The organism is Mammaliicoccus sciuri, assembly GCF_002901825.1.
Taxonomy (GTDB): domain Bacteria; phylum Bacillota; class Bacilli; order Staphylococcales; family Staphylococcaceae; genus Mammaliicoccus; species Mammaliicoccus sciuri.
The window spans coordinates 232,323-245,742 of the sequence record NZ_PPQD01000030.1 but is presented as its reverse complement, the minus strand read 5'-3'; the positions used below and the strand labels follow the sequence as shown (position 1 = coordinate 245,742).

At 33.1% G+C, this 13,420-nt stretch carries 13 protein-coding genes; all 13 read left to right on the top strand.

Going from position 1 to position 13,420, the window contains the following annotated elements; all coding sequences use genetic code 11:
- Positions 1 to 16 precede the first annotated feature (16 nt).
- Positions 17 to 2,089 carry a type I DNA topoisomerase gene (topA, locus tag CD035_RS11005; RefSeq protein ID WP_048542555.1) on the top strand — a complete coding sequence of 691 codons (2,073 nt, stop codon included), beginning with the start codon at positions 17 to 19 and terminating at the stop codon, positions 2,087 to 2,089.
- A gap of 185 nt (positions 2,090 to 2,274) precedes the next feature.
- Positions 2,275 to 3,579 carry an FADH(2)-oxidizing methylenetetrahydrofolate--tRNA-(uracil(54)-C(5))-methyltransferase TrmFO gene (trmFO, locus tag CD035_RS11000; RefSeq protein ID WP_048542557.1) on the top strand — a complete coding sequence of 435 codons (1,305 nt, stop codon included), beginning with the start codon at positions 2,275 to 2,277 and terminating at the stop codon, positions 3,577 to 3,579.
- A 62-nt stretch (positions 3,580 to 3,641) separates the two neighbouring features.
- Positions 3,642 to 4,523, top strand: coding sequence for a tyrosine recombinase XerC (gene xerC / locus CD035_RS10995; RefSeq protein WP_048542559.1), 882 nt, complete (start codon positions 3,642 to 3,644; stop codon positions 4,521 to 4,523).
- Between the two features lie 13 nt (positions 4,524 to 4,536).
- The gene (gene hslV, locus CD035_RS10990; RefSeq protein WP_037560086.1) at positions 4,537 to 5,079 is read left to right on the top strand and encodes an ATP-dependent protease subunit HslV; all 543 of its coding nucleotides are present in this window, start codon (positions 4,537 to 4,539) and stop codon (positions 5,077 to 5,079) included.
- Positions 5,080 to 5,116: 37 nt separating this feature from the next.
- Entirely contained in the window at positions 5,117 to 6,499 is a 1,383-nt protein-coding gene (hslU, locus tag CD035_RS10985) for an ATP-dependent protease ATPase subunit HslU (protein ID WP_048542780.1), read from the top strand.
- Positions 6,500 to 6,517: 18 nt separating this feature from the next.
- Positions 6,518 to 7,291 (top strand): GTP-sensing pleiotropic transcriptional regulator CodY, encoded by a 774-nt coding sequence (gene codY, locus CD035_RS10980; RefSeq protein ID WP_048542564.1) that lies wholly within the window; start codon positions 6,518 to 6,520, stop codon positions 7,289 to 7,291.
- Positions 7,292 to 7,448: 157 nt separating this feature from the next.
- Positions 7,449 to 8,225, top strand: a complete 777-nt coding sequence (gene rpsB / locus CD035_RS10975; RefSeq protein WP_048542565.1) for a 30S ribosomal protein S2 — start codon at positions 7,449 to 7,451, stop codon at positions 8,223 to 8,225.
- A 93-nt stretch (positions 8,226 to 8,318) separates the two neighbouring features.
- The gene (tsf, locus tag CD035_RS10970; RefSeq protein ID WP_171992080.1) at positions 8,319 to 9,206 is read left to right on the top strand and encodes a translation elongation factor Ts; all 888 of its coding nucleotides are present in this window, start codon (positions 8,319 to 8,321) and stop codon (positions 9,204 to 9,206) included.
- An 84-nt stretch (positions 9,207 to 9,290) separates the two neighbouring features.
- Positions 9,291 to 10,013 carry a UMP kinase gene (gene pyrH / locus CD035_RS10965; RefSeq protein ID WP_025905325.1) on the top strand — a complete coding sequence of 241 codons (723 nt, stop codon included), beginning with the start codon at positions 9,291 to 9,293 and terminating at the stop codon, positions 10,011 to 10,013.
- Between the two features lie 17 nt (positions 10,014 to 10,030).
- Complete coding sequence (frr, locus tag CD035_RS10960; protein WP_025905326.1) at positions 10,031 to 10,585, top strand: ribosome recycling factor; 555 nt, start codon at positions 10,031 to 10,033, stop codon at positions 10,583 to 10,585.
- A 140-nt stretch (positions 10,586 to 10,725) separates the two neighbouring features.
- The gene (locus CD035_RS10955; RefSeq protein ID WP_048542569.1) at positions 10,726 to 11,478 is read left to right on the top strand and encodes an isoprenyl transferase; all 753 of its coding nucleotides are present in this window, start codon (positions 10,726 to 10,728) and stop codon (positions 11,476 to 11,478) included.
- Between the two features lie 11 nt (positions 11,479 to 11,489).
- Complete coding sequence (locus tag CD035_RS10950) at positions 11,490 to 12,272, top strand: phosphatidate cytidylyltransferase (RefSeq protein ID WP_048542570.1); 783 nt, start codon at positions 11,490 to 11,492, stop codon at positions 12,270 to 12,272.
- A gap of 15 nt (positions 12,273 to 12,287) precedes the next feature.
- The gene (locus CD035_RS10945; protein WP_048542572.1) at positions 12,288 to 13,418 is read left to right on the top strand and encodes a 1-deoxy-D-xylulose-5-phosphate reductoisomerase; all 1,131 of its coding nucleotides are present in this window, start codon (positions 12,288 to 12,290) and stop codon (positions 13,416 to 13,418) included.
- Positions 13,419 to 13,420 lie beyond the last annotated feature (2 nt).

Below are 13,420 nucleotides of genomic sequence, written 5' to 3'. Positions count from 1 at the left end.
GCAAGGGGGACTTACTTTGGCAGAAAATCTTGTCATCGTTGAATCGCCCGCAAAAGCAAAAACCATTGAAAAATATTTAGGAAAAAAATATAAAGTCGTTGCATCTATGGGGCATGTTAGAGATTTACCTCGTAGTCAAATGGGCGTAGATGTTGAAAATAATTATGAACCTAGATATATTACGATTCGCGGCAAAGGGCCAGTTGTAAAAGATTTAAAACGCTATGCAAAAAAAGCAAAAAACGTTTATCTCGCAAGTGACCCCGATCGTGAAGGTGAAGCAATTGCGTGGCATTTAGCACATATATTAGATATAGATGAAAATAAAAAATCAAGAGTCGTATTTAACGAAATAACAAAAGATGCAGTAAAAGATAGCTTTAAGCATCCTAGAGAAATTGAACATGAATTAGTTGATGCACAACAAGCGAGACGTGTATTAGATAGACTTGTTGGGTATAACATTTCTCCAGTGTTATGGAAGAAAGTTAAAAAAGGTTTATCAGCAGGTCGTGTACAATCTGTTGCATTAAGACTCGTTATAGATCGTGAAAACGAAATTAATAATTTTAATCCAGAAGAATACTGGACAATCGAAGGTTTATTTAAACATAAAACTAAAACATTTAGTGCGAAGTTTTTACATGAGAAAAGTAAACCCGTTAAATTAAAAAATGAAAAAGACGTACAAAAAATTACAACACAATTAGATGGAGATAAATTTGAAGTTACACAAGTCACTAAGAAAGAAAAATTAAGATATCCTGCGAAATCATTTACAACTTCATCTTTACAACAAGAAGCATCACGTAAGTTGAATTTTAAAGCTAGAAAAACGATGATGTTAGCACAACAATTATACGAAGGTATAGATTTGAAAAAACAAGGTACTGTTGGTTTGATTACTTATATGAGAACGGACTCTACACGTATAGCTGATAGTGCTCAAGCTGAAGCAGCATCATTTATTGAAAAAGAGTACGGTAAAGAGTATTTATCTAAGGCAAAAGCAACAAAAGGTAAACAAGGCGCACAAGATGCCCATGAAGCAGTTAGACCGACAAGTGTGGAACGTACACCAGATCAAATGAAAACATTCTTATCTAGAGATCAATATCGATTATATAAATTGATTTGGGAACGTTTTATGGCAAGTCAAATGGCACCTGCTATTGCTGATACAGTTGCAGCAGATATTACACAAGGCGATTTAAAATTCAGAGCAAATGGTCAAACAATCAAATTTAAAGGTTTCATGAAAGTATATGTTGAAGCTAAGGATGATACTGATGAAGAAAAAGAAGGTAAATTACCACCGTTAGAAAAAGGTGATATCGTTACGGCTGAGAAAATCGATCCAAAGCAACATTTCACTCAACCACCACCACGATACACTGAAGCACGTTTAGTTAAAACTTTAGAAGAATTAAGAATCGGTAGACCTTCAACTTATGCACCTACAATCGATACGATTCAAAAAAGAAACTACGTAAAATTAGACCAGAAACGATTTGTGCCTACAGAGTTAGGAGAAATCGTACATGAGTCAGTTAAAGAATACTTCCCTGAAATTATCGATGTTGACTTTACAGTTAATATGGAAACATTGCTCGATAAAGTAGCAGATGGTGAAATTGAGTGGAAGAAAGTCATAGATATGTTCTATGAAAACTTTAAAATCGATGTAGCAAGAGCAGAAGAAGAAATGGAGAAAATTGAAATTAAAGATGAACCTGCCGGTGAGGATTGCGAATTATGTGGTTCACCAATGGTTTATAAAATGGGCCGATACGGTAAGTTTATGGCTTGTTCAAATTTTCCAGATTGTAGAAATACAAAAGCAATCATTAAAACGATTGGCGTTAAATGTCCTAAGTGTAAAGAGGGAGAAGTTGTCGAACGTAAATCTAAAAAGAACAGAGTGTTCTATGGTTGTTCAAGATACCCAGAATGTGATTATACATCATGGGATAAACCTTTAGATCGTTCATGTCCTAAATGTGAAACAGTACTTGTTGAACGTAAGAAAGGAAAATCAGCTCAAGTTATATGTCCAAATTGTGATTATAAAGAGCAAGAACAAAAATAGTTATCATACAGTGCAAAAAGTTATTTTTAACATAACTTTTTGCACTTGTTTTTTGATTTATTGTTTTAATAGTAAAACGTCACTAATTTTTAAAATTTATCATCACTTTATCATTTGATTAAATTCAGATTTGTTATACAATTCAATATGGAATAAAAAATTCGAAAATCAAGGAGGCATAAATAATGACTTCAATTAATGTTATCGGTGCTGGATTAGCAGGTTCGGAAGCGGCATATCAAATTGCCAAGAGAGGATTCAATGTTAATCTATATGAAATGAGACCGGTAAAACAAACACCAGCGCATCATACAGATAAATTTGCAGAACTTGTATGTTCTAATTCACTAAGAGGTAATCAATTAACAAATGCTGTCGGTGTCTTAAAAGAAGAAATGAGACAATTAGATTCATTAATTATAAAAGCAGCAGATAATGCGCGTGTACCAGCGGGAGGTGCACTAGCTGTCGATCGACATGATTTTGCGGGATATATTACAGACACGCTAAAAAATCATCCGAATATTACAGTAAAGAACGAAGAAATTACAAAGATACCTGATGGGCCAACAATTATTGCAACAGGTCCTTTAACGACAGAAAGTTTAACGAAACAAATTATGAACATTACGGGTGAAGAACAACTGTACTTCTATGACGCAGCTGCACCAATTATTGAAAAAGAATCTATTAACATGGATAAAGTATATTTGAAATCACGCTATGACAAAGGTGATGCAGCATACTTAAATTGTCCAATGACTGAAGAAGAATTCAATACTTTTTATGATGCACTTATAAATGCTGAAGTTGTGCCTTTAAAAGAATTCGAAAAAGAAATTTATTTTGAAGGTTGTATGCCATTTGAAGTTATGGCAGAACGTGGTAAGAAAACTTTATTATTTGGTCCTATGAAGCCTGTAGGTTTAGAAGATCCTAAAACTGGTAAAAGACCATATGCAGTTGTTCAATTAAGACAAGATGATGCAGCTGGAACTTTATATAATATCGTAGGTTTCCAAACACATTTAAAATGGGGCGCGCAAAAAGAAGTTATTTCACTTATACCTGGATTAGAAAATGTTGATATTGTACGTTACGGTGTGATGCATCGAAATACTTTCATTAATTCACCAAATGCTCTTAAAGAAACTTATCAATTAAAATCAAGAGAAGATTTATTCTTTGCTGGTCAAATGACAGGTGTAGAAGGATATGTTGAAAGTGCAGCAAGCGGATTAATTGCAGGTATTAATGCAAGTAAACTCGTTTCAGGTCTTGATCCAATTGTTTTCCCTAGAGAAACAGTAATCGGAAGTATGGCTTATTACATTACACATGCAAATAATAATAAGAACTTCCAACCAATGAATGCGAACTTTGGTTTGTTACCTACATTAGAAAAACGTATTAAAGATAAGAAAGAACGGTATGAAACACTTGCAAATCGTGCATTAAAACATTTAGATTCATTTAAAGTAATGCTTTAGTAAATTATTTTAAGATTTTTTAGAATTGTGATACAATTCAGATAAAATGGGAGGAATGAGTTATGGTACATACAATTGAACAACAGTTTGTTGATATGTTAACTTATGAAAAACATTTTTCCACCCATACTTTAAATGCATATCAACTTGATTTGAATGAATTTAATGATTTTTTACAATCAGAACATTTATCCTTAGAATCATTTGAATATAAAGATGCAAGGAGATACCTTGCGTTTTTGTATGATAAAGGACATAAAAGGACGAGTGTTTCGCGTAAAATTTCTACATTAAGATCTTTATATCAATATTGGATGAGTGTTGATAGTGATATTCAGAATCCATTTATTCAACTTGTACATCCAAAAAAAGAACATCATTTACCAAGCTTTTTCTATGAAGAAGAAATGGAAAAGCTATTTAAGACACTAGATGATGGTAAAAAAACGAATATAAGAGATCGCGTCATACTTGAGTTGCTTTATGCAACAGGTATTCGAGTGTCAGAATTAGTGCATATTCAAATAAGTGATATTGATTTGAATTATGCATTTGTCAAAGTGCTAGGTAAAGGGAATAAAGAACGTATTGTTCCTTTTGGAGAGTATTGTCAAAGTGCAATCGTTGACTATATTGAACAATTTAGAAGTCAGATGCGTTTAGATCATGATTTCTTGATAGTAAACATGAGAGGTAAGCCTATAACTGAACGTGGTGTAAGATATGCACTCAACGAAATCGTAAAGAGAACGCAAGGTGTGTATCATATTCACCCTCATAAATTAAGGCATACTTTTGCAACACATTTGTTGAATCAAGGAGCCGATATGAGAAGTGTTCAAAGTTTACTAGGACATGAAAGTTTATCAACGACAAGTCAATATACACATGTTACAAAAGATCAATTAAGAAAAGTATACTTATCAGCACATCCACGTGCGTAAAGGAGATTTGATAATGAGTTCTTCATTACATGCTACAACTATATTTGCAATAAGACATAATGGTCATTCTGCAATGGCAGGTGACGGTCAAGTTACATTAGGTGAGCAAGTCATCATGAAACAAACAGCAAGAAAAGTTAGAAGATTATATCATGATAAAGTTGTTGCTGGTTTCGCTGGCAGTGTTGCAGACGCATTTACTTTATTCGAAAAATTTGAAGTTAAATTACAAGAATATAGCGGTAATTTAACGAGAGCTGCAGTTGAGCTTGCTCAAGAATGGCGTGGAGATAAAATGTTACGTCAACTTGAAGCGATGCTCATTGTTATGAACGAAACAGATTTATTAGTCGTAAGTGGTACTGGAGAAGTGATTGAGCCAGATGATGGTATCATTGCAATTGGTTCTGGTGGTAATTACGCTTTAAGTGCTGGTAGAGCGCTTAAATCATATGCACCTCATTTATCGGCTAAAGAAATTGCAGAAGCTTCACTTAATACGGCTGCAGATATTTGTGTATTTACAAACCATGAAATAAAAGTTGAAGAAATATAATTGGAGGGGTTTAAGATTGTCACAAAATCAATTAAAAATGACACCGCATGATATCGTTGATCGATTAAATGATCATATCATTGGTCAACAAGATGCTAAGCGTAAAGTAGCAATAGCTTTAAGAAATCGCTATAGACGAAGTTTATTAGATGAACAACTTAGAAACGAAATCATACCTAAAAACATTCTAATGATAGGTCCTACAGGTGTAGGTAAGACTGAAATAGCTAGAAGAATGGCTAGATTAGTTGGTGCACCTTTTGTAAAAGTAGAAGCTACTAAATTTACTGAAGTAGGTTATGTAGGTAGAGATGTTGAAAGTATGATACGTGACCTTGTTGAAGTTGGTCGTCGACTTGTTAAAGAAGAAAAGAAAAAAGGCGTTCTTGATGAGGCAACTCAAAAAGCTAATGAAAAATTAGTGAAATTGCTTGTGCCAAGTATGAAGAAAAAAGCACAAAGTAATAGTAATAATCCATTAGAGTCATTGTTTGGTGGACAATTCCCAAACTTCAATCAACAAGAAGAAGTCGAAGAAACCCCAACCGAAGAAATAAAAACAAAACGTGAAGATATTAAGAAACAATTATTAAACGGTGAACTTGAAGAAGAAATCGTCAAAATAAAAGTAGAACAAGAACAACAAACACTTGGCATGATGGGAATGGAAAACAACCCTCAAATGCAAGATATGCTTAGTCAAATGATGCCTAAGAAAAAAGTTGAAAGAAACTTGCCAGTTAAGTCAGCGCGAAAAATTTTAACAGATGAGATTGCGAATGAATTGATTGACCAAGAGTCCGTTAATGAAGAAGCGATTCAATTAACTGAACAAATGGGCATGGTATTCATCGATGAAATCGATAAAATTGCTGTGAGCAACAGTAACGGTGGTCAAGATGTATCTCGACAAGGTGTACAAAGAGATATCTTACCAATTGTTGAAGGTAGTGTCGTTCAAACGAAATATGGTTCAATTAATACTGAACACATTTTGTTTATTGGTGCAGGTGCGTTCCATATGTCTAAACCAAGTGATTTAATACCTGAGTTACAAGGTAGATTTCCAATTCGTGTTGAATTAGATAGTTTAACAACTGAAGATTTCGTTAAAATATTAAAAGAACCGAAACAATCACTTCTTGATCAATACAAAGCATTGTTGGAAACTGAAATGGTGACAATCAACTTTACAGATGAAGCCATTAATCGTTTAGCTGAAATTGCTTTTCAAGTTAATCAAGAGACAGATAATATCGGAGCAAGAAGGCTGCATACTATACTTGAAAAAATGCTAGAAGATCTTTCTTTCGAAGCATCGAATATGCCAAATGCAGTTGTAGATATAACACCTGAATATGTTAATCAAAAATTAGAATCTATTGCGACAAATAAAGACTTAAGCGCATTTATTCTATAAAAAAGGAGAAAAAATTAAATGAGTTTATTATCAAAGACAAGAGAATTAAATACGTTATTACAAAAGCATAAAGGTATTGCTGTAGATTTTAAAGATATGGCTAAGACTATCAGTGATGTAACGGTGACAAATGTATTCATCGTATCAAGAAGAGGTAAAATTTTAGGTTCAAGCTTAAATGAATTGTTAAGCAATGAACGTATTATCAAAATGTTAGAAGATAGACATATTCCTAAAGAATATACTGATCAATTAATGCATGTAGAACAAACTAAATCAAATATCGGAATTGAAGAAGTATTAACAGTATTCCCACCAGAAAACAAAGAATTATTCGTAGATAGTCAAACAACTATTTTCCCAATTCTTGGTGGTGGTGAACGTTTAGGTACATTAGTTGTTGGACGTGTATCTCAAGATTTCAATGACAATGACTTAGTACTTGGTGAATATGTAGCTACTGTTATTGGTATGGAAATATTAAGAGAAAAACATAATGAAATTGAACAAGAAGCAAGAGACAAAGCTGCAATCAATATGGCAATTAACTCACTTTCATATTCAGAAAGAGAAGCAATTGAACATATCTTTGAAGAACTTGGTGCACCTGAAGGTTTATTAGTTGCTTCAAAAGTTGCCGATAGAGTAGGTATCACAAGATCTGTAATCGTCAATGCATTAAGAAAATTAGAAAGTGCTGGCGTAATTGAATCTCGTTCTTTAGGAATGAAAGGTACATTTATTAGAATTAAAAAAGAAAAATTTTTAGATGAGTTAGGTTTATCTAAATAAAATACTTGATGAACAGTATAAGATATGATATATTTGAAAACGGCTATAAAAGCCAAATTCACACATAATCACGGAAATTATGGATTGGTGCAACTTAAATAAGTTGTTTCTATAATAAGTGTTTATGGCGGAATAAAACCAATTAGGAGGAATTATCATGGCAGTTATCTCAATGAAACAATTGCTTGAAGCAGGTGTTCACTTCGGTCACCAAACACGCCGTTGGAACCCAAAAATGAAAAAATACATTTTCACAGAAAGAAACGGTATCTACATTATCGATTTACAAAAAACAGTTAAAAAAGTTGACGAAGCTTACAACTTTATTAAATCTGTTTCTGAAGAAGGCGGTAAAGTATTATTCGTAGGTACTAAAAAACAAGCACAAGAGTCAGTTAAAGAAGAAGCTGAACGTGCTGGACACTACTACATTAACCAAAGATGGTTAGGTGGTATCTTAACTAACTATAAAACAATCTCTAAACGTGTAAAACGTATTTCTGAAATTGAAAAAATGGAAGAAGACGGTACGTTTGATGTATTACCTAAAAAAGAAGTTGTAGAACTTAAAAAAGAATATAACCGTTTAATCAAATTCTTAGGCGGTATTCGTGATATGAAATCAATGCCTCAAGCATTATTCGTAGTAGACCCTCGTAAAGAGCGTAATGCGATTGCTGAAGCACGTAAATTAAACATTCCAATCGTTGGTATTGTTGATACAAACTGTGATCCAGATGAAATTGACTATGTTATCCCTGCGAACGATGATGCTATTCGTGCTGTTAAATTGTTAACTGGTAAAATGGCTGATGCTATTTTAGAAGGTCAACAAGGCGTTTCAAATGAAGATGTTGCTGAAGAGCAAAACATCGACTTAAACGAAACAGAACAAGCACCTAAAGAAGAATCAACTGAAACTACTGAAGCATAATTTCAAAAAGGTGATAAGGTTCTATAACTTATCACCTTTTTTTAGAAAGATTTAAGATAAACAATATATTATTTAAATAAATGGAGGAATTAGATTATGGCTATTTCAGCTAAACTTGTTAAAGAACTACGTGAAAAAACTGGCGCAGGTATGATGGACTGTAAAAAAGCTTTAACAGAAACTGATGGTGACATCGATAAAGCGGTAGATTACTTACGTGAAAAAGGTATCGCTAAAGCTGCTAAGAAAGCAGACCGTATTGCTGCAGAAGGTACTACTTTTGTTGCATCTAAAGGTAATGATGCAGTAATTCTTGAATTAAACTCAGAAACTGACTTCGTTGCTCGTAACGAAGGTTTCCAAAACTTAGTTAAAGAAATGGCTGATCATATTCTTGATGTTAAACCAGCTGACGTTGATGCATTAAACGCTTCAAAATTAGCTAACGGTCAAACTGTTGAAGAAAAAATGAACGAAGCTATCTCTACTATTGGTGAAAAATTAACTTTACGTAGATTTACATTAAAAACAAAAACTGATAACGATTCATTCGGTGAGTACTTACACATGGGTGGACGTATTGGTGTATTAACTGTTGTTGAAGGTTCAACTAATGAAGAAGCAGCTAAAGACGTTGCTATGCACATCGCTGCATTAAACCCTAAATTTGTTTCTCGTGACCAAGTATCTGATGAAGAATTAGCGCACGAAAAAGAAATTTTAAAACAACAAGCTTTAAATGAAGGTAAACCTGAAAATATCGTTGAAAAAATGGTTGAAGGTAGAATGCGTAAATATTTAGAAGAAATCTGTGCTGTTGACCAAGCATTCGTTAAAAATCCAGACCAAACTGTTGCTGAATTCTTAAAAACAGACGGTGGCGTGCTTGTAGATTTCGTTCGTTACGAAGTTGGGGAAGGTATCGAGAAACGTTCTGATAACTTTGCTGATGAAGTAAAAGGACAAATGAAAGGCAACTAAGATTGCTTTTTAGGAAGAAGACACGCTTTGTGTCTTCTTTCGTTATATATAAAGACCTAATTATAAGCATAGAGAGGGATCAAGATGACTAAGAATTCTAAATATAAACGCGTCGTATTAAAACTAAGTGGTGAAGCTTTAGCGGGAGATTCAGGCTTTGGCATTAACCCAGTCGTAATTAAAAGTATCGCTCAACAAGTGTCAGAAGTTGCTCAAATGGATTGTGAAGTTGCTGTAATCGTTGGTGGCGGAAACATTTGGAGAGGTAAAACTGGAAGCGATTTAGGTATGGATCGTGGAACTGCTGATTATATGGGCATGTTAGCCACTGTAATGAATGCTTTAGCATTACAAGATAGTTTAGAACAATTAGATTGTGATACTCGTGTATTAACTTCAATCGAAATGAAACAAGTTGCTGAACCATATATTAGAAGACGTGCGATTCGTCACTTAGAGAAAAAGAGAGTCGTTATATTTGCAGCGGGAATAGGGAATCCTTACTTCTCTACTGATACGACTGCAGCTTTAAGAGCAGCTGAAGTTGAGGCTGACGTTATCTTAATGGGTAAAAACAATGTTGATGGTGTTTATTCTGCTGACCCTAAAGTAGATCCTAAAGCAGAAAAATACGAAAGATTAACATATATTCAAATGTTACAAGAAGGATTACAAGTTATGGATTCAACTGCTTCATCATTCTGTATGGACAATGATATCCCACTTGTTGTATTCTCAATTATGGAAGAAGGAAATATTAAACGTGCTGTTCAAGGTGAAGAAATCGGTACGATTATTACAAAATAAACTTGAGGTGTAATTCCATGGCAGATGTTATTCAAGAAACGAAGTCAAAAATGAACAAAACTATTGAAAGTTTCAATAGAGATTTAGCTGGAATCAGAACTGGACATGCAAATGCAAATCTTTTAGAAAGAGTAAATGTTGAGTACTACGGTGTTCCAACACCTATTCAACAATTAGCAGGTATCTCAGTACCTGAAGCGCGTTTGTTAGTTGTTCAACCATATGACAAATCATCAGTTGAAGATGTACTTAAAGCAATAAATGCAGCTAATTTAGGTGTTAATCCAACAAGTGATGGTACAGTTATTAGAATTTCAGTACCAGCATTAACTGAAGAACGCAGAAAAGAATTAGTAAAAGAAGCTAAAAAAGAAGCTGAAAATGCTAAAGTTGCAATTCGTAATGTTCGTCGTGATTCAAATGAAGATTTGAAGAAACAAGAAAAAAATGGCGAAATTACAGAAGATGATTTAAGAAATCAAACTGAAGAAGTTCAAAACATTACAAATGATTTCATCAAACAAATAGATGATTTAACGACTCAAAAAGAAAATGACATTTTGGAAGTTTAAAGATAAGAGCTGTACCAAATCAGACTTTGGTACGGTTTTTTCTTTATATATAACAGAAACACTCTTTTTGTGATAAAATGTATTACGATATGTTTAATTAATTTTACATATAAATTCGCGTTTGTTTGATGGAGGACGCTATGATAAAAAAGTTTATAAAGCAAAAACAACAAATAAATAATCAAGACAATGAATTATCGATACCTGAACATATAGCAATTATTATGGATGGAAACGGTAGATGGGCTAAAAATAGAAAAATGCCTCGCATAAAAGGACATTATGAAGGTATGCAAACGGTAAAAAAAATAACACGTAAAGCAAATGATTTAGGTGTGAAATATTTGACTTTATATGCTTTTTCTACGGAAAATTGGTCGAGACCTGAAGATGAAGTGAAATATTTAATGAAATTACCGGTTGATTTTTTAAAGACTTTTCTACCAGAATTGATCGAAAAAAACGTTAAAGTCACAACAATTGGTTTTACTGAAGCTTTGCCTAAGCATACTAAAAATGCAATTGATGAAGCTATCGAAAAAACGAAATATAATACAGGACTCAATCTTGTATTTGCGTTGAACTATGGCGGTAGAGCAGAAATTCTAAATGCTGTAAAAGAACTTTACCATGAAGTTGAAGAAGGCAATTTAACAATTGATGATTTATGTGAAGATAATATAAAGAAATATTTATTCACTTCAGATATTCCAGATCCAGAGTTGCTCATTCGTACATCAGGTGAAGAAAGATTAAGTAATTTTTTAATATGGCAATCATCTTATAGTGAATTTATATTTACTAAGACATTATGGCCAGATTTTGATGAACAATCACTTATAGACTGTTTAAAAATATATCAGTCGAGACAACGAAGATTTGGTGGGCTGTAAAGGAGATAAAAATGAAGACGAGAACAATATCGGCAATTGTTGCTATGGCTGTATTTCTTCCAGTCGTTATATATGGTGGATTACCCGTAATAGCATTAGCGTATTTATTAGCGATTATTGCTTTAAAAGAAATTTTAAATATGAATAATTTATCAATTATTTCTATACCAGGGTTTTTGTCCGTTGTTTCACTATGTATAATATTATTGCCTCAAGAACTCATTAATAACGATATAAGTGTTCAACTTAGACTTCTAATCGTTATGAGTTTCTTAATGTTGAGTTATACAGTAATGTCTAAAAATAGATTTAATTTTATGGATGCCTCTTTCTGTGTCATGTCCGTTACATATATCGGAATTGGCTTTATGTATTTCTATGAGACAAGAGAACATGGCTTACAATTTATCTTATTCGCATTATTATTAGTGTGGTTAACTGATACGGGTGCATATATATTTGGTAGATTATTCGGTAAACATAAACTTTGGCCATTAATTAGTCCGAACAAAACGATTGAAGGATTTATTGGAGGCATTTTCTCAAGTTTAATCGTTGCAGTTATTTTTGGACAATATTTTGATATGGATGTATCATTATGGTTATTAATTCCATTAACGATGTTATTAAGTATGTTTGGACAATTAGGTGACTTAGTAGAATCAGGGCTTAAAAGACATTTCGGTGTGAAAGATTCAGGGAATATTATGCCAGGACATGGTGGTATATTAGATAGATTTGATAGCTTTATCTTTGTATTACCATTGTTAAATCTATTCCTATTTCAATTGTAAATTGGGGTGAAGTCTTTGAAAAATATAGCTATTTTAGGAGCTAGTGGTTCTGTTGGACAGCAAGCATTAGATGTTATAAGAGAACATGCATCACAATTTAATTTAGTTGCATTTTCAGTTGGTAAAAACATTGCTTATGCACAGAATATAATTAAAGAATTTCATCCAGAACTCGTATCTGTTCAAAATGTAGAAGATATAGATAAACTTAAACATTTAAATATTGAAATTGTACATGGGGACGCAGGTTTATTAGCAGTTGCAACTTGTCAAAATACTGATATATTATTAAATTCAATCGTCGGTAGTATAGGTTTACGACCTACTATTGCAGCTATAGAAGCTGGTATAGATATCGGTCTAGCGAATAAAGAAACATTAGTTGCAGCTGGTGAACTTGTGATGTCAAAAGCTAGAGAACATAATGTTAACATTCTACCTGTCGATTCTGAACACTCAGCAATATTTCAATGTTTAAATGGTGAGAAGAAAGAGCAGGTTAATAAATTAATCATAACTGCGAGTGGTGGATCATTTCGTGATTTAACACGAGCAGAATTAAAGTCTGTAACACGTGATGAAGCGCTCAACCATCCTAACTGGTCTATGGGGCAAAAGATTACGATAGATTCTGCAACAATGATGAATAAAGGTTTAGAAGTCATTGAAGCAAAATGGTTATTTGATTTAGATATTGACCAAATTGAAACTGTCTTACATAAAGAGAGTATTATTCATTCTATGGTTGAATTTAAGGATACAAGTGTGATTGCACAATTGGGTACACCAGATATGAGAACACCCATTCAATATGCATTTACATATCCAGAAAGATATACAAGAGATGCAGAAAAATTAAATTTAGCTCAAATTGGACAGTTAAATTTTAAAGAAATGGATTTCGAGCGCTTTAAGTGTATACAGTATGCTTATGAAGCAATTAAAATAGGTGGTACAATGCCCGTTGTTTTGAATGCTGTAAATGAAGTAGCTGTAAATAAGTTCTTGAATAATGAAATAACATTTTTGGAAATTGAAGACATGATTGGGGAAGCAATGCAAAACCATGAAGTTATTGAGCATCCAGATTTAGAAACGATTCTAAAAATTGATGCTACATATAAATCTAAGGATTACGGGGTGTAGGC